Source organism: Streptomyces resistomycificus (genome assembly GCF_001514265.1).
Classification (GTDB): Bacteria; Actinomycetota; Actinomycetes; order Streptomycetales; family Streptomycetaceae; genus Streptomyces; species Streptomyces resistomycificus.
On record NZ_KQ949003.1, the window covers coordinates 45,951 to 62,397 of the forward strand.

A 16,447-nucleotide genomic window follows, 5' to 3' on the forward strand; every position below is an offset into this window, starting at 1 on the left:
AAGGGGGTGCCCCATGAGGGGTGAGACGGATGAGGTTGAGACCGATGAGGTGAGACGGATGAAGGTGAGACAGGTGAGGGGGAGACGGAGAGGGGGAGGCGGAGAGGGGGAGGCGGGTGTTCAGACGCGGATGACCTGCGGTCCCAGCAGTGAGTAGCGGTGTGCCTCGGCCGTGGGCAGGAGGGTGCTGGTCACGATCGCCTCCAGGACGCCGACCTCGGCGAACCGGCAGAAGCTGACCGCCCCGAACTTGGTGTGCACGCCCGCGAACACCGTGCGGCGCGCCGCACGGACGGCCTGCGCCTTGACCTCGCTGACCGCGGGATCGGGCGTGGTCAGGCCGTGCTCGCGGGAGATGCCGTTGGCGCCGATGAAGGCGAGGTCGACCACGAAGCCGGCCAGCATCTTCGTCGTCCAGTGGTCGACGGTGGCGAGGGTGCCGGAGCGGACCCGGCCGCCGAGCAGCAGCACGGACATGTTCTCGGCCTCGGCGAGCGCGCCCGCGACCGGCAGGGACGCGGTGACCACGGTCAGCGGCCGGTCCCTGGGCAGTGCCTCGGCGATGAGCTGTGGGGTGAAGCCCTCGTCGACGAAGACCGTCTCGGCGTCCCCGAGGAGTTCGGCCGCGGCGGCCGCGACCCGGCGTTTCTCGGGCACGTGGCTGGTGGCGCGGAACGCGAGCGTCGTCTCGAACCCGGCGCTCTCCACGGGGTAGGCGCCGCCGTGGGTGCGGCGGACCAGACCGTGATCCTCCAGGGCGCGCAGATCCCGTCGTACGGTCTCCTTGGCCACGCCCAGCTGTGCGGCCAGCGCGGTGACGTCGACCGAGCCGGTGGCGCGCGCGGCCCGCACGATCTCCCGCTGCCGCTCCTCCGCCGTCCTGATCTCCATGGCCGACACCTGCCTCCGTGCTGCCGCGCTTGCCCGTTCGGGCCCGGTGCGACCCATGGGGGAAGTTCTACAGCGGGGGAGCGGCACTGACCAGGTCTGTTGCGGAGCCGATGCTGACCGTTTCGGTCCGTTTCGCTCGCCGGGTGCCCGCCCCGGACCTGCGCGGCTGTCGGACGCGGAGTGGGACCGGGCAGGTCCGGTGCCCGAACACGGCGGCGGGCGGGCCCGTTCGGTGCCCGCCCGCGTGTGTCGGGTGTCCGTCAGTACGGCATCCGCTGTCCGTCAGTACGGCCAGATCGGCGGGTCGGTGACGAAGTGGCCGCCCAGGTAGGCGTGCGCCTCGTTGTCCGGGTCCAGTTCGCCCTGCTCGGCGATCAGCTTCTCGGCCCACGGCTCGGAGTCGTCCTGCGGTTCGTAGCCGAGCGCCCGCGCGCTGGTCAGGTCCCACCACAGCCGGGTGTTGGCGGAGGAGCCGTGGACGACGGTGTGCCCCACGCCCTCGGCGGTCAGGGCCGCGTGGAAGAGACGGGCGCCGTCGGCGGGGCTCATCCACACCGAGAGCATGCGCACGCTGGTGGGTTCGGGGAAGCAGGAGCCGATGCGCACCGACACGGTCTCGATGCCGTGCTTGTCCCAGTAGAACTGCGCGAGGTCCTCGCCGAAGGACTTGGACAGTCCGTAGAAGGTGTCCGGGCGGCGCGGCGTGTCGACGGGGATGAGGGGGTCGTCGCCCTGGGGGCGCGGCGTGAAGCCGACCGCGTGGTTGGAGGAGGCGAAGACGATCCGGGTGATGCCCTCCTCGCGGGCGGCCTCGTACAGGTTGTACGTGCCCACGATGTTCGCCTGGAGGATCTTCTCGAAGGGCGCTTCCAGGGAGATGCCCGCGAGGTGGATGATCGCGTCGACGCCCCGCACGGCCTCACGCACGGCGTCCTTGTCGGCGAGGTCCACGGTGACGGCGTCCGGATCACCCTCGATGGGGCGCAGGTCGAGCAGGCGCAGTTCGTACCCGAAGGCCGGAAGCAGGTTCTGCATCAGGGTGCCGAGTCCGCCGGCGGCGCCGGTGAGCAGAACGGTGCTGGGAGCGGGCATCCTCGGGTCTCCTTGGTCCGCCGCCTGTGGGCCAGGTGGGCGTATGTGTGGACGGTATTCACATTCGTGGAAACGCTAAGGACCGTTCTCGTATCCCGTCAAGTATCGCGCGGGCGGCGGGATTCCGCTCCAATCCTCTTCTGTGACGCGGGTTTGCGCGCTTGACCGGCCCTGAAGGGGCTCCCTAGGGTGGACGTGTTCATAAACATGGATGAAAGTCATAGACGTGAGCGACTGTTCTAGGGAGAGCCCGTGACGTCAGCCCCCCTCGCCGCTCGGCTCGGCCTGCCCGGCGGGCCCCTGTTCTTCCCCGTCACCGCCTATGGCCCCGACGGCTCCGTCGACCTCGAGACCTATCGCGCGCACGTGCGCGGCGGGCTGGAGGCGGGAGCCGCCGCGGTCTTCGCGTGCTGCGGCACCGGGGAGTTCCACGCGCTCACGCCCGAGGAGTTCGAGGCGTGTGTGCGGGCGGCCGTGGAGGAGACGGCGGGCCGCGTCCCGGTCGTCGCCGGCGCCGGGTACGGCACCGCGCTCGCCGTCCGGTACGCGCGGCTGGCCGAGGCGGCCGGCGCCGACGGACTGCTCGCCATGCCGCCCTACCTCGTGGCCGCCGGACAGGAAGGGTTGCTGCGGCACTACCGCGAAGTGGCCGCGGCGACCCCGCTGCCGGTGATCGTCTACCAGCGCGACAACGCGGTGTTCACCCCGGAGTCGGTCGTGGAGCTGGCCCGCACGGACGGGATCATCGGCTTCAAGGACGGGCTCGGCGACCTCGACCTGATGCAGCGGATCGTGAGCGCCGTCCGCAGCGAGGTACCCGGCGACTTCCTCTACTTCAACGGACTGCCGACCGCCGAACAGACCCAGCTCGCCTACCGCGGCCTCGGCATCACCCTCTACTCCTCCGCGGTCTTCTGCTTCGCGCCCGAGATCGCCCTGGCCTTCTACGAGGCCCATCGCACCGGCGACGACACCACAGCCCACCGGCTGCTCGACGGCTTCTACCGGCCCTTCGTCGAACTGCGCGCCCAGGGCCGCGGCTACGCCGTCGCCCTCGTCAAGGCCGGCGTACGGCTGCGCGGGCTCGACGTGGGGGAGGTGCGGCCCCCGCTGCACGAGCCCAGCGAGGATCATGTCAAGCAGCTCGCCCGGATCACCGAACGCGGATACGCGCTGCTCGACGAGGGCAGGTGACCGCGGAGGACGAGCGCGCGAACGTGAACGATCGGGTGAGCGGCCACGTGAGGACGGAGTGGAGCGCGTGCGCGTGAGCGTGCGCGTGAGGGCGGAGTACGGACGCGTGCGCATGAGCGGGCGCGTGAAGGCGGAGTGCGAGCGCGTGCGTATGAGCGGGCGCGTGAAAGCTGAGTACGCACGCGTGAAGGCGCGGGACACGTACGTGAAGGCGGAGGACAAGTGAAGGCGTCGACGTTCGTCTACCCCTGGGATGTCAACGGGGACCCGGAGGCCGCGGGCCGCGTCGCCGCTCTCGGCGTGCGGCAGGTGACCCTGGCGGCCGCCTACCACTCCACCCGCGCACTGACCCCCCGCCACCCGCGCCACCGCATCGTCACCGCGGAGCACGCGGCCGTGCTGTACCCCATGGACGACCGCTGGCAGGGGCGCGAGCTGCGCCCGTACGCCGCCGGCGACTGGGCTCCCGGGGACGCCTTCGGCGAGGCCGCCGGCGCGCTCGCGGACGCCGGCCTGGAGGTGCACACCTGGGTCGTGCTCGCCCACAACTCCCGCCTGGGCGCCGAGCACCCGGACACCTCGGCCGTCAACGCCTACGGCGACCGCTACCCGTGGGCCCCCTGCATCGCGCAGCCCGCCACGCGCGCGTACCTCGTCGATCTGGCGGCGGAGGCGGCCGTACGGCCCGGCGCACGGGGCACCGAACTGGAGTCCCTCGGCTGGTACGGGCTCCAGCACCTGCACGCCCACGACAAGACCGGCGGGGTCGGCCTGGGGGAGGCCGGGCAGTACCTGATGGCGCTGTGCTTCTGCCCGGCCTGCCGGGAGGGCTACGGCGTTCACGGCCTGGACGCCGACGAGCTGGCCACCGCCGTACGGGCCGCGCTGGAGCCGGTGTGGCAGGGGGCGCCCGACGACGCGGGCTGGGCGGGGGTCGAGAAGCTGCTGGGGGAGGAGACGGCGGCCGCCACGCGCGCGTGGCGCGACGAGACCGCCCGCAGCCTCCAGGAGGCGGCCGTCAGCGCGGTCCGGGCGGCCGCTCCCGACGGCTTCCAGGTCCTCCTGCACGCGGACCCGGTGTCGTACCACGTCGGCGCGAACCCGGGTGTCGACCCCGGGCACATCCTGTCTGTCGCGGACGGTGTGGTCGTGCCCTGTGCGGGCGGGCCCGCCCTGCTGACGCCCTTCGTCCGGCAGCGACGGGAGGCCGCCGTCGTCGCCGCCAACCTCGGTGTCGTCTCGGGCATGGGAGGCAGCCCGGCCACGCTCGCGGCGGACGCGGCGCGGGCCCGGGAACTGGGAGCCACGGAACTGCGGCTGTATCACGCCGGACTGGCGTCGGACGGAGACCTGGAACTGGTACGGGAGGCGCTCGCCGGGCTCTGAGACAACGGCACCGCGGCTTGGTCACGCGGCGCCGAGGACGGCCGGCGGCAGAGGAACACCGCGGGAGCGATGAGTTTTCGCGGTCCGGACGGTCCACCCTCCGAGGGACCCGCAGCAGGGTCCCGCCGTCCCGGAGGAGCAGCAGATGACCGACCAGACGACCGACCCGACGATCCTCGACCTCGGACCCCAGACCCGGATCGTGGCCCGCCTCGCGGAGGGCGTGGGAGACGAGCGGCTGGCGGACCCCACGCCGTGTCCGGACCTCGCGGTGCGCAATCTGCTGGGGCACCTGACAGGACTGGCCATCGCCTTCCGGGACGCCGGCCGCAAGGACCTGGGCGTCACCACGGACACCAGCCCCGACGCCGCCCTGCCCGACATCGGCCCCGGCTGGCGCGAGGAGCTGCCCAAGGTCCTCGACGAACTCGCCGACGCCTGGCGTGACCCGGCCGCCTGGACCGGCATGACCCGCGCGGGCGGAGTGGACCTGCCGGCCGCGGTCGCCGCCGCGGTCGCGATCGACGAACTGGTCGTCCACGGCTGGGACCTCGCCCGCGCGACCGGCCAGGACTACACCCCCGATCCCCTCGCGCTGCGGGCGGCGTACGACTTCCTCCTCGCCTCCGTCGACGATCCCGGCCGCGGCGAGATCTTCGGCCCGGTCGTCCAGGTCCCCGCCGAGGCCCCGCTCCTGGACCGGACGGTGGGCCTGAGCGGCCGGGACCCGGGGTGGACTCCGGTGTCCCAGGCGCACTGATCACGAGCGTTGCCGACACCGGCAGGGCTTGACCATGGCGAGGACCTGGCGAGGACCACCCCCGGTGCCGGGTCCACCGGACGCCGTACGCTCCCCGCATGTCCCTCACCCTCACCGTCCTCGGCACCGCCTCCCCGCACCCCCGGCCGGACCGGCCCTGCTCCGGCTATCTCGTGCGCGCCGGCGGTGCGGAGGTGTGGGTGGACGCGGGCCCCGGGAGCTTCGCGGAATTGCAGCGGCACACTGATCCGGCACGGCTCAGCGCCGTCTGGATCTCGCATCTGCACGCCGACCACAACGCCGATCTGCTGTCCGCCGTGTACGGCCTCGCCTACGGCGGGCTCACCCCGGCCGCCCCGATACCCGTCTACGCCCCGCAGGGCTGCGCCCAGCGTCTGGCCGGGTTCTTCGGACGGCCGGACGCCGGTTTCCTGAGCGGCATCCTCGACTTCCGGACCCTGCACGACGGCCACACCGCACGCCACGGCGACCTGGTGCTCACCTCGCGTGCCGTCGTCCACGACGTCGAGGCCTACGGCCTGCGCGCCGAGAGCGGCGGGCGGGTCCTCGCGTACTCCGGGGACACCGGGCCGTGCGACGCGCTCCCGCGCCTGGCCGCCGGCGCAGACCTGTTCCTCTGCGAGGCCGACATCGACACGCATCACGAAGGCGAACAGGTGCACCTGACTCCGGAGGACGCCGGAGCGGCCGCGCGACAGGCGGGCGCGGGAAAGCTGCTCGTCACCCATGTCGGGCCCACGCTCACTCCTGAAGCGGCGGCGTCCCGGGCTGCCGGATCCTTCGGCGGACCGACCGCCTTCGCCCGCGTGGGGGAGACCCGGACCGTGTGAAACCGGCCCGTCCGCGACCGGTCCGGTCGGCGCCGACCCGCTGACCGGCGGTCTTTACGCGACGCTCAACTTCTCTTGCCGGAAGCATTGACGAAACATCCGCGCCCTCCTACCTTCAAGCCGTCGTACTTCGTACGTCATATATGAGACGCGATACGTGAGATCCGATACGCGAGATCCGAGAGGCGCGCATGACCTCTGTGCCCACGCCGATCCCCTCCCGCACGCAGTACGTGCTGGAAGGGATCAAACACCGCATCCTCACCGGGCAGTTGACCCCGGGGCAGGCTCTGGTCGAGACCGAGCTCGCCGCCCAGTTCGGGGTGTCCAAGACCCCGGTGCGGGAGGCGCTCAAGACCCTGGCCGGCACCGGGCTGGTCGTGATGAACCAGTACAAGGGCGTCACGGTGCGCATGGTGGACGCGGACATGGCTCGCGAGGTCTACGACGTCCGGCTGCTCCTGGAGCCGGAGGCGCTGAAGCGTTCCGTGCGACGAGGCGCCTCCCTGGAGGCCGCCCGCTCCGCGCTGACCAGGGCCGACGAAGCCACCGACACCGCCGAACGCTCCCTGGCCAACCGGGAGTTCCACCGCGCGCTCTACCTGCCGTGCGGCAACCCGCTGCTGGGCCGGATGCTCGACGAGGTCCGCGACCAGGCGGCCCTGGTCTCGGCCGTCGCCTGGGCGGCCTCGCCGTCCTGGGAGCGGGAGGCCGGCGAGCACCGGGAGATCCTGCGGCTGGCCCTCGACGGTGACGCCGACGGCGCGGCACGCGCCCTCCACGGGCACATCGCGTCGTTCGTGCACCGGGCCTTCCCCGGGGTCCTCGAGCAGGAAGGTCAGGAATGAGCAGCGTGACGTTCGAGACCCAGCGGACGGCCCTGGCCGACGTGGTGGCGATCCCGGTGACACCGTTCGCCGCGGACGGCACCATCGACGAGGCCACCCACCGGGCCCTGCTGCGCCGCCTGCTCGACGGAGGGGTCCGCACCCTCACCCCCAACGGCAACACCGGTGAGTTCTACGCCCTCACCCCCCAGGAGCGGCAGCAGGTCACCGAGTGGACCATCGACGAGGCCGGCGACCGTGCCGTGTTCCTCGTCGGCGTCGGCCACGACGTGCCGACCGCGATCGCCTCCGCCCGCCACGCCCGCGAGCACGGCGCCCAGATGGTCATGGTCCACCAGCCCGTCCACCCCTACGTCTCGCAGGGCGGCTGGGTCGACTACCACCGCGCGATCGCCGAGGCCGTGCCCGAGCTCGGCGTCGTCCCGTACATCCGCAACGCCCAGCTGCTCGGCCTGCGCCTGGCCGAACTCGCCGACGCCTGCCCGAACGTCGTCGGGGTGAAGTACGCCGTCCCGGACGCGGCGAGATTCGCGGCGTTCGCCCGCGACGCGGGGCTCGACCGCTTCGTGTGGGTCGCCGGGCTCGCCGAACCGTACGCCCCCTCGTACTTCTCCGCGGGCGCCACCGGCTTCACCTCCGGCCTGGTGAACGTCGCCCCGGCCGTTTCGCTGAACATGATCGAAGCGCTTCGATCCGGTGACTTCCCGGCCGCCATGAAGGTCTGGGAGCAGATCCGCCGCTTCGAGGAACTGCGCGCCGCCAACGGCTCCGCCAACAACGTCACCGTCGTCAAGGAGGCCCTCGCCTCCCTCGGCCTGTGCCGCCGCGACGTCCGCGCGCCGAGCAGGCCGCTGCCCGAGGAGGAGCGGGCGGAAGTCGCCGCCATAGCCGCCGGGTGGTCCGTGTGAACGCGCCGGCCGGCAAGCGCCCCGAAGAGCTCAGAAGCCACCAGTGGTACGGCACCGAGGGCCTGCGCTCCTTCAGCCACCGCGCCCGCACCCGTCAGCTCGGCTACCTGCCCGAGGAGCACCTCGGCAAGCCGGTCATCGCGATCCTCAACACCTGGTCGGACATCAACCCCTGCCACGTCCACCTGCGCGACCGTGCGCAGGCCGTGAAGCGGGGCGTGTGGCAGGCCGGAGGCTTCCCGCTCGAGTTCCCGGTCTCCACGCTCAGCGAGACCTTCCAGAAGCCGACCCCGATGCTCTACCGCAACATGCTCGCGATGGAGACCGAGGAGCTGCTGCGGTCCTACCCGGTCGACGGGGCGGTCCTGATGGGCGGCTGCGACAAGTCCACGCCCGCGCTGCTCATGGGCGCCGCGACCGCCGACCTGCCCGCCGTGTTCGTGCCCGCCGGACCCATGCTGCCGGGCCACTGGCGCAACGAGGTCCTCGGTTCGGGCACCGACATGTGGAAGTACTGGGACGACAAGCGGGCCGGCCTGATCGGCGACTGCGAGATGACCGAACTGGAGTCCGGCCTCGCCCGCTCGCCCGGGCACTGCATGACGATGGGCACGGCCTCCACGCTGACCGCCGCCGCCGAGGCCCTCGGCGTCACGGTGCCGGGTGCCTCCAGCATCCCCGCCGTCGACTCCGGTCACGACCGGATGGCCGCCGCGGCGGGCCTGCGCATCGTCGAACTGGTCCACAAGGACCGCAAGTTGAGCGACATCCTCACCCGTGACGCCTTCGAGGACGCGGTGACGACCGTCCTCGGTCTCGGCGGCTCCACCAACGCGGTGATCCATCTGATCGCCATGGCGGGCCGGGCCGGCGTCAAGCTCACGCTCGACGACTTCGACCGCATCGCCCGCACGGTCCCGGTGCTCGCCAACGTACGGCCCGGCGGACAGACGTACCTGATGGAGGACTTCCACTTCGCCGGCGGTCTGCCCGGCTTCCTCTCCCGCATCCCCGACCTGCTCCACCTGGAGCGCCCGACCGTCTCCTACGACACGATGCGCGAGCAGATCACCGGCGCGCAGGTGCACAACGACGACGTCATCCGCACCCGCGACAACCCGGTCGCGAGCGAGGGCGGGGTCGCCGTGCTGCGCGGCAACCTGTGCCCGGACGGCGCGGTCATCAAGCACATCGCCGCCGAACGGCACCTGCTCAAGCACACCGGCACCGCGGTCGTCTTCGACGACTACAGGACCATGCAGCGCACCATCAACGACCCGTCGCTGGACATCACCGCCGACAGTGTGCTGGTGCTGCGCAACGCCGGGCCCAAGGGCGGCCCGGGCATGCCGGAGTACGGCATGCTGCCCATCCCCGACCATCTGCTCAGGCAGGGTGTGCGGGACATGGTCCGGATCTCCGACGCCCGGATGAGCGGCACGAGTTACGGCACCTGCGTCCTGCACGTGGCGCCCGAGTCGTACGTCGGCGGACCGCTGGCCCTGGTGCGGTCCGGCGACACCATCACCCTCGACGTCGACGCCCGCAGCCTCCGTCTCCACGTCGACGACGAGGAGCTGGAACGCCGCCGGGCCGAGTGGACACCGCCGCCGGTGCGCCACGAGCGCGGCTACGGCGCGCTCTACAACGAGCAGATCACCCAGGCCGACACCGGCTGCGACTTCGAGTTCCTGGCCCGTCCGGGCAAGGTGCAGGACCCGTACGCCGGCTGAGCCGAGCCGTAGAACCGCGCACACCCCTGTCCGTGGAGAAAGCGCTTCCCGCACGACGTACCACGACGTACCGAGAACGGAGAACAGTCATGGCCCAAGCCGCAGCCGTGGCGAAACCGCCCGCGCCACCCCGGCGGCGCCGTGCCTCCGCCACGCCACGCAGGCTCCCGTACCTGCTGATCGCGCCGGCGGCCCTGCTGATGCTGGGCTTCATCGCCTACCCGGTCATCAGCGTCTTCTACTACAGCCTGCAGAACTACAACCCCACCAAGCCGTGGCGGAACGGCTACGCGGGCTTCGACAACTTCGTCCACGCTTTCACCGAGGACCCGGTCTTCTGGGACACGCTGACCTTCAGCGCCAAGTGGGTCTTCGTCGAGGTCGGCCTCCAGCTGATGTTCGGTCTGGCACTGGCCCTCATCGTCAACCAGACCTTCGTGGGCCGATCCCTCGGGCGCGCCCTGGTCTTCTCCCCGTGGGCCGTCTCCGGGGTGCTGACCTCCGCGATCTGGGTGCTGCTCTACAACTCCCAGACCGGCATCACCCGTTACCTCGCGGACGTGGGCATCGGTTCCTACGGCACCAGCTGGCTGTCGGACACCTCCACGGTGTTCTCGGCGGCGATCGTCGCCGACCTGTGGCGCGGTGTCCCCTTCTTCGCCATCCTCATCCTCGCCGACCTGCAGTCCGTCTCCAAGGACCTGTACGAGGCCGCCGAGGTCGACGGGGCGAGCAAGATCAAGCAGTTCTGGCACATCACGCTGCCCCATCTGAAGGACGCCATCATCCTGTCCACGCTGCTGCGCGCGGTGTGGGAGTTCAACAACGTCGACCTGCTCTACACCCTGACCGGCGGCGGACCCGCCGGCGAGACGACGACACTCCCGCTCTACATCGCCAACACCAGCGTCGACGCCCACAACTTCGGCTACGCGTCCGCCCTCACCACGGTGGCGTTCGTGATCCTGCTCTTCTGCTCGATGGTCTATCTGCGCCTGAGCAAGTTCGGAGGTGGAGACAAGTGATCACCAAGGAGGCCACCGCGGTCGCACCGGCTGTCCAGCGCACGGTCCCCGAACCGCCGCGCCCCACCGGCAAGCGCCGGGCCTGGGACGAAGCCCCCCGCTGGCAGATCTACCTGCCGCTGTCGATCTACCTCGTCTTCACCCTGATCCCCTTCTACTGGATCCTGCTCTTCGCGCTCCGCCCGGCCGGCTCGACCTCGCTGGTGCCCTGGCCGGTCACCTTCGACCACTTCGAGAAGGTGTGGACGGACCGCAGCTTCGGGGTCTACTTCGAGAACAGCCTGTACGTCGGTGTCGCCACCCTGGTGATGACCACCCTGGTCGCGCTGGCCGGCGGCTACGCCCTCGCCCGGTTCGACTTCAAGGTCAAGCAGGGCTTCATGCTCGCCCTGCTGTGCTCCCAGTTCGTGCCGGGCGCGCTGCTCCTGGTGCCGCTGTTCGAGATCTTCGCCGAACTCCAGATGATCAACTCGCTGGTCAGTGTGATCATCGCGGAGACCGTGTTCCAGCTGCCGCTGTCGATCATCCTGATCAGCAACTTCATCAAGAACGTGCCGTACTCGCTGGAGGAGGCGGCCTGGGTCGACGGCTGCAACCGGTTCACCGCGTTCCGGATCGTCGTGCTGCCGCTGCTGCGGCCCGGCCTGATCGCCGTCGGCTCCTTCGCCTTCGTGCACTCCTGGAACCACTTCCTGTTCGCCCTGATGTTCCTGAACAACCAGGACAAGCAGACCATCCCGGTCGGCCTCAACACGCTGATGAGCGCGGACAGCGTCGACCTCGGGGCGCTGGCCGCGGGCGGCATCATCGCGGCCGTACCCGTCGTGCTCGTGTTCGCCTTCATCCAGAAGTGGCTGATCACGGGCTTCAGCGCCGGGGCGGTGAAGGGATGAGGAAGCGTCACCTCGCGCTCGCGCTGGGTCTGTCGGGGCTGCTCTGCGTCCCCGCCCAGGCCGAGGCCCGTGACATCAGCCGCGACACCCTGGCCCCGAACGACGGCTGGGCGGCCGCCGACGGAGGCACCACCGGCGGCGCCGCGGCCGACGACGCCCACGTGTACACGGTCACCGACCGCGCCGGGCTGGTCCGCGCCCTCGACGGCGGCAGCGGCACCCCGAAGATCATCAAGATCGCCGGGACGATCGACGCCAACACCGACGACGACGGCGACCATCTGGACTGCGCCGACTACGCCACCGACGGTTACAGCACCAAGAAGTACCTGACCGCCTACGACCCCCGCACCTGGGGACCGGCCAAACCCAGCGGCCCGCAGGAGGAGGCCCGCCAGGCCTCGGCGGCGCGGCAGGCGGCACGGATCGTCCTGCCGGTCGGCTCCAACACCACGATCGTCGGCCTCGAAGGCGCGGTCCTCAAAGGCGCGAGCCTCCAGGTGAAGAACGCGGACAACGTCATCGTCCGCAACCTCGACCTGCGCGACGCCTACGACTGCTTCCCCGTCTGGCAGCCCAACACCGGCGGCCTCGGCGACTGGAAGACGGCGTACGACAACCTGTGGCTGAACGGCGCCACCCACGTCTGGGTCGACCACGTCACGGCCTCCGACAAGGGGCACCCCGACGACCGGGAACCCACCCACTTCGCCCGCAACTACCTGCGCCACGACGGCCTGCTGGACATCACGGGCGGCTCCGACCTGGTCACCGTCTCCTGGAGCCGGTTCGCCGGCCACGACAAGGCGATCCTCATCGGCAACGGCGACACGGCCACCGGGGACCGCGGCCGGCTCCGGGTGACCCTGCACCACAACGAGTTCGACTCGATCGTCCAGCGCGCCCCCCGCGTCCGCTTCGGACAGGTGCACCTCTACAACAACCGCTACGAGGTCCCCGACGAGGGCGACTACCGCTACTCGCTCGGCGTGTCGACGGAGTCCGGCATCTACGCCGAGAACAACGCCTTCCACACCCCCGGCCACATCGAGGCCGCCGACCTGGTCAAGAGCTGGAACGGCACCGCCCTGCACCAGACGGGCACCCTCTTCAACGGCTATCCGGTGGACCTGCTCGCCATTCACAACGCCTACAACTCGGGCAGTGAGCGTGACCTCACGGCCGAGGTCGGCTGGACACCTACCCTGCACACAAAGATCGACAGCGCCGGGACGGCCGACCGAGAGGTGGCACGCGGCGCGGGCGCAGGGAGGACCCCATGAGCATCGACATCGTCCTGGCGGGTGCGCGCGGCCACGGCCGCTGGCACCTCGACAACATCCGCAGGCTGCAGGACAAGGGGATCGTCCGGCTCGCCGGTGTCTGCGAGCTGACCCCACTGGGCCCGGACGAGCTCTCCGAGGGCCTCGGCACGCCCGAGCAGTCCGCCGACTTCGGTGCCCTCCTGGACTCGACCGGCGCCCGGATCGCGGTGATCTGCACACCGATCCCGACCCACACGGACCTCGCGCTGACGGCCGCCGCGCGAGGCGTGCACCTCCTGCTGGAGAAGCCGCCGGCCCCGTCGTACGCCGAGTTCCGCCGGATGGCGGACGGGGTGGCCGCGGCCGGGGTCGTCTGCCAGATCGGCTTCCAGTCGCTGGGCTCGCACGCCCTGCCCGCGATCCGCGAGCTGATCGCCGAGGGCGCGATCGGTGAGCTGACCGGGGTCGGCGGGGCCGGCGCCTGGGCCCGGCCCGAGTCCTACTACCGGCGGGCGCCCTGGGCGGGCAAGCGGCGGCTGAACGGCGTCGACGTGATCGACGGAGCGCTCACCAACCCGCTCGCGCACGCCGTCGCCACCGGCCTCGCCCTGGCCGGCGCCCCACGCGCCGAGGACGTCTCCGGGATCGAGACCGAGCTGCTGCGCGCCAACGACATCGAGTCCGACGACACCTCCTGCGTCCGCGTCACCACCACGCGGGACCTCCCGGTGACGGTCGCCGCGACCCTGTGCGCCGAGGACCCGGACGAGCCGTACGTCGTCGCGCACGGCACCAGCGGCCGGATCACCTTCTGGTACAAGCAGGACCGGGTGCTGATCCAGCGGGCCGGACACGGACCACAGGAGTACGAGTACGGCCGCACCGACCTGCTGGAGAACCTCGTCGAGCACCTCGCCGACGGCGTGGAGCTGCTGGTCACACCGGACGCCACGGGCGCCTTCATGAAGGTCGTCGAGGCGATCCGGCAGGCCCCCGACCCGGCCCCGCTGCCGCGCGACGCCTGGCGACTGCTGCCCGACGAACAGCGCAGGGTCGTCCCCGGCATCGACGGACTCGTCGCTGCCGCCGCGGACACCCTCGCCCTCTACTCGGAGCTGGGCGCCCCCTGGGCCCCGCCCGAAGATCCGGAAGAGGTGAGCACCTGATGACGACCACCAACGACACGCCGGTGCTGCGTGTCGCGGGCCGACCGGTCGGCCGGTACGTCACCCGGCCGGAGCTGCCGGCCCGGCTCTCGCCGCGCCCGTACCTGCACCCCGTCACCACCCTGGCCGGCACGGCGGTCACCGAGCTCAGCCCCGCCGACCACACCCACCACCTCGGCGTCGGTGTAGCCGTACCCGACGTCGAGGGGCACAACTTCTGGGGCGGCCGCACCTACGTCCGCGACCAGGGCCCGACCGAGCTCGACAACCACGGTGCCCAGCGCCACACCACGTTCCAGCTGCGCGACCCCGACGGCTTCGTGGAGGAGCTGCGCTGGGTCGCCGCCGGGGGCGAGCTGCTGCGTGAGCGCCGTACCGTGGCCGCCACCGAACTCACCGACGCCGCCTGGGCGCTGGACTTCACCTTCTCCCTCACCAACGTCACCCCGCACCCGCTGTCGATCGGCAGCCCGGCGACGAACGGACGCCCTGGAGCGGCCTACGGCGGGTTCTTCTGGCGGGCCCGCAAGGAGCGGGAGGCGCCGCGGGTCTTCACCGCCGGCACCGAGGGGGAGGACGAGGTCCACGGAGCCCGCGCCGACTGGCTCGCCATGGCCGGCTCCACCTGGACCCTGGTCTTCGCCGGGGTCACCGAACAGACCCGCCGCGACCCCTGGTTCGTCCGCACCACCGAGTACCCGGGTGTCGGCTCGTCCCTGGCGCACGACCGGCGGGTACCGATCGAGCCCGGCGACACCGTCGTACGACGGATCGTCACCGTGGTGGCCGACGGGCACCTCGACCGGCCCGGAGCAGCGGCCCTCATCCGCAAGGCGGTGAACCTGTGACCCCCGACGCGCACCCGAGCCCCGCCCCGCCCGCCGAGGCGGTCACCACCCCCGGCCCGGCCCCCGAGACCTACACCAACCCCGTCCTCAACGCCGACTGGTCCGACCCGGACGTCGTCCGGGTCGGGGACGACTTCTACCTCACCGCCTCCAGCTTCGGCCGTGTCCCCGGCCTGCCGCTGCTGCACTCCCGCGACCTGGTCAACTGGACCCTGATCGGTCACGCCCTGGAACGCCTGGAACCGGCGGCCGAGTTCAGGGCACCGCGGCACGACTGCGGGGTCTGGGCTCCGTCGCTCCGCCACCACGACGACCGTTTCTGGATCTTCTGGGGCGACCCCGACCAGGGCATCTTCCAGATCAACGCCCCGGAGATCCGCGGCCCTTGGACCCGCCCCCACCTGGTGAAGGAGGGCAAGGGGCTCATCGACGCGTGCCCCCTGTGGGACGAGGAGACCGGCGAGGCCTATCTGGTGCACGCGTGGGCCAAGTCCCGCTCGGGCGTCAAGAACCGGCTCACCGGCCACCGTATGCACCCTGACGGTACGTCGCTTCTCGACGCGGGCAAGGTGATCGTCGACGGGGACCGCATCCCCGGCTGGTTCACCCTGGAAGGCCCCAAGCTCTACCGGCACGACGGCTGGTTCTGGATCCTGGCGCCCGCCGGGGGAGTGGAGAGCGGCTGGCAGGGCGCCTTACGCTCGCGCGGCTTCTTCGGGCCGTACGAGGAGCGGGTCGTCCTGGAGCAGAAGGACACCGACGTCAACGGCCCCCACCAGGGCGGCTGGGTGCGTACCCCGTCCGGCGAGGACTGGTTCCTGCACTTCCAGCAACGCGGCCCCTACGGCCGGGTCGTCCACCTCCAGCCGATGAGCTGGGGCACGGACGGCTGGCCGGTGCTCGGCGCCGACGGCGCCCCCGTGGCCGTACACCGCAAGCCCGGCCTGCCGCCGCAGCCGGCCGCCGCGCCCGCCACCGACGACGACTTCCCCGGCGGACGCTTCGGACGCCAGTGGCAGTGGACGGCCAACCCGCAGGACGGCTGGGCCACCCAGCACTCCGGCGACGGCCTGAGGCTGGCCTGTGTCCGTTCGGCGGACGCGCACGACCTGCGCAAGCTGCCGAACGTTCTCACCCAGCGGCTGCCGGGCACCCCCTCGGCCGTCGAGGTGGAGCTGACGCTGCACGGCGAGGAGCCGGGGGCGCGGGCCGGACTCGCGGTCCTCGGGGACGCCTTCGGCTGGATCGGACTGCAGCGGGGCGCCGACGGGACGGTCCACCTGGTGCACCGGTTCGCCGAGGCCGTGGCCGAACAGGAGCGCGACGCCGACCATCCGCGGCTCGCCCCCGAAGGACGCGTGCGACTGCGCGTCGAGATCGGGGCGGGGGCGCGCTGCCGGTTCCTCGCCGATGTCGGCGAGGGGTTCAGGTCGTCGGGCCCCGTCTTCGCCGCCACCCCCTGGCGCTGGGTCGGCGCCCTGCTCGGCCTGTTCGCCCTCGCGCCCGCCGGGCCGGGACACGCCGGCGCGGCGACGTTCGCCAGGTTCCGCATCACCGACCTGTAACGCATCGCACGTACCCCTTTTG

Annotated in this window: 16 protein-coding genes; 14 read left to right on the top strand and 2 right to left on the bottom strand. The window is 71.6% G+C overall.

The genetic code is table 11. The annotated features are described in order from the left end of the window. Positions 1 to 120 precede the first annotated feature (120 nt). Both AQJ84_RS35195 and AQJ84_RS35200 read right to left on the bottom strand, forming a co-directional pair. Positions 121 to 891: a DeoR/GlpR family DNA-binding transcription regulator gene (locus AQJ84_RS35195; RefSeq protein ID WP_030039990.1), complete on the bottom strand. Its 771-nt coding sequence runs from the start codon at positions 889 to 891 to the stop codon at positions 121 to 123. Between the two features lie 282 nt (positions 892 to 1,173). Further along, entirely contained in the window at positions 1,174 to 1,983 is an 810-nt protein-coding gene (locus tag AQJ84_RS35200; protein WP_030039991.1) for an NAD-dependent epimerase/dehydratase family protein, read from the bottom strand. A gap of 252 nt (positions 1,984 to 2,235) precedes the next feature. Between AQJ84_RS35200 and AQJ84_RS35205 the strand changes: the two genes are divergently transcribed. The 14 genes from AQJ84_RS35205 to AQJ84_RS35265 all read left to right on the top strand — a co-directional run bounded on the left by AQJ84_RS35205 (position 2,236) and on the right by AQJ84_RS35265 (position 16,425). Continuing rightward, complete coding sequence (locus tag AQJ84_RS35205; protein ID WP_030039992.1) at positions 2,236 to 3,177, top strand: 5-dehydro-4-deoxyglucarate dehydratase; 942 nt, start codon at positions 2,236 to 2,238, stop codon at positions 3,175 to 3,177. A 73-nt stretch (positions 3,178 to 3,250) separates the two neighbouring features. Then, complete coding sequence (locus AQJ84_RS43290; protein WP_157875018.1) at positions 3,251 to 3,403, top strand: hypothetical protein; 153 nt, start codon at positions 3,251 to 3,253, stop codon at positions 3,401 to 3,403. Next, positions 3,400 to 4,563, top strand: a complete 1,164-nt coding sequence (locus tag AQJ84_RS35210) for a hypothetical protein (RefSeq protein WP_053192832.1) — start codon at positions 3,400 to 3,402, stop codon at positions 4,561 to 4,563. The genes AQJ84_RS43290 and AQJ84_RS35210 overlap by 4 nt, the downstream gene beginning before the upstream one ends. 145 nt (positions 4,564 to 4,708) lie before the next feature. After that, positions 4,709 to 5,323: a TIGR03086 family metal-binding protein gene (locus AQJ84_RS35215; protein WP_030039995.1), complete on the top strand. Its 615-nt coding sequence runs from the start codon at positions 4,709 to 4,711 to the stop codon at positions 5,321 to 5,323. Between the two features lie 98 nt (positions 5,324 to 5,421). Next, complete coding sequence (locus tag AQJ84_RS35220) at positions 5,422 to 6,174, top strand: MBL fold metallo-hydrolase (protein ID WP_030039996.1); 753 nt, start codon at positions 5,422 to 5,424, stop codon at positions 6,172 to 6,174. 191 nt (positions 6,175 to 6,365) lie between these two features. Then, entirely contained in the window at positions 6,366 to 7,022 is a 657-nt protein-coding gene (locus AQJ84_RS35225) for a GntR family transcriptional regulator (protein ID WP_030039997.1), read from the top strand. After that, the gene (locus AQJ84_RS35230; RefSeq protein WP_030039998.1) at positions 7,019 to 7,930 is read left to right on the top strand and encodes a dihydrodipicolinate synthase family protein; all 912 of its coding nucleotides are present in this window, start codon (positions 7,019 to 7,021) and stop codon (positions 7,928 to 7,930) included. Before AQJ84_RS35225 ends, AQJ84_RS35230 begins: the two co-directional genes overlap by 4 nt. Further along, positions 7,927 to 9,663: an L-arabinonate dehydratase gene (gene araD / locus AQJ84_RS35235; protein WP_037802759.1), complete on the top strand. Its 1,737-nt coding sequence runs from the start codon at positions 7,927 to 7,929 to the stop codon at positions 9,661 to 9,663. Before AQJ84_RS35230 ends, araD begins: the two co-directional genes overlap by 4 nt. Positions 9,664 to 9,752: 89 nt before the next feature. Next, on the top strand, positions 9,753 to 10,688 hold the full coding sequence (locus tag AQJ84_RS35240; RefSeq protein ID WP_030040000.1) for a carbohydrate ABC transporter permease: 936 nt from the start codon (positions 9,753 to 9,755) through the stop codon (positions 10,686 to 10,688). Next, a complete protein-coding gene (locus tag AQJ84_RS35245; protein ID WP_030040001.1) occupies positions 10,685 to 11,581 on the top strand; it encodes a carbohydrate ABC transporter permease in 897 nt (298 codons plus the stop codon). Before AQJ84_RS35240 ends, AQJ84_RS35245 begins: the two co-directional genes overlap by 4 nt. Further along, on the top strand, positions 11,578 to 12,864 hold the full coding sequence (locus AQJ84_RS35250) for a pectate lyase family protein (protein ID WP_030040002.1): 1,287 nt from the start codon (positions 11,578 to 11,580) through the stop codon (positions 12,862 to 12,864). Before AQJ84_RS35245 ends, AQJ84_RS35250 begins: the two co-directional genes overlap by 4 nt. Continuing rightward, positions 12,861 to 14,012 (top strand): Gfo/Idh/MocA family protein, encoded by a 1,152-nt coding sequence (locus AQJ84_RS35255; RefSeq protein ID WP_030040003.1) that lies wholly within the window; start codon positions 12,861 to 12,863, stop codon positions 14,010 to 14,012. The genes AQJ84_RS35250 and AQJ84_RS35255 overlap by 4 nt, the downstream gene beginning before the upstream one ends. Next, positions 14,012 to 14,860, top strand: a complete 849-nt coding sequence (locus AQJ84_RS35260) for a DUF6807 domain-containing protein (protein ID WP_030040004.1) — start codon at positions 14,012 to 14,014, stop codon at positions 14,858 to 14,860. Before AQJ84_RS35255 ends, AQJ84_RS35260 begins: the two co-directional genes overlap by 1 nt. Further along, entirely contained in the window at positions 14,857 to 16,425 is a 1,569-nt protein-coding gene (locus AQJ84_RS35265) for a glycoside hydrolase family 43 protein (protein WP_051869821.1), read from the top strand. Before AQJ84_RS35260 ends, AQJ84_RS35265 begins: the two co-directional genes overlap by 4 nt. Positions 16,426 to 16,447: the final 22 nt, after the last annotated feature.

Excerpts from the sequence above, each read along its gene's own strand:
- AQJ84_RS35195 (WP_030039990.1), bottom strand. The coding sequence starts at position 891 with ATGGAGATCAGGACGGCGGAGGAGCGGCAGCGGGAGATCGTGCGGGCC.
- AQJ84_RS35200 (WP_030039991.1), bottom strand. The coding sequence starts at position 1,983 with ATGCCCGCTCCCAGCACCGTTCTGCTCACCGGCGCCGCCGGCGGACTC.
- AQJ84_RS35215 (WP_030039995.1), top strand. The coding sequence starts at position 4,709 with ATGACCGACCAGACGACCGACCCGACGATCCTCGACCTCGGACCCCAG.
- AQJ84_RS35220 (WP_030039996.1), top strand. The coding sequence starts at position 5,422 with ATGTCCCTCACCCTCACCGTCCTCGGCACCGCCTCCCCGCACCCCCGG.
- AQJ84_RS35225 (WP_030039997.1), top strand. The coding sequence starts at position 6,366 with ATGACCTCTGTGCCCACGCCGATCCCCTCCCGCACGCAGTACGTGCTG.
- AQJ84_RS35230 (WP_030039998.1), top strand. The coding sequence starts at position 7,019 with ATGAGCAGCGTGACGTTCGAGACCCAGCGGACGGCCCTGGCCGACGTG.
- AQJ84_RS35240 (WP_030040000.1), top strand. The coding sequence starts at position 9,753 with ATGGCCCAAGCCGCAGCCGTGGCGAAACCGCCCGCGCCACCCCGGCGG.
- AQJ84_RS35250 (WP_030040002.1), top strand. The coding sequence starts at position 11,578 with ATGAGGAAGCGTCACCTCGCGCTCGCGCTGGGTCTGTCGGGGCTGCTC.
- AQJ84_RS35255 (WP_030040003.1), top strand. The coding sequence starts at position 12,861 with ATGAGCATCGACATCGTCCTGGCGGGTGCGCGCGGCCACGGCCGCTGG.
- AQJ84_RS35260 (WP_030040004.1), top strand. The coding sequence starts at position 14,012 with ATGACGACCACCAACGACACGCCGGTGCTGCGTGTCGCGGGCCGACCG.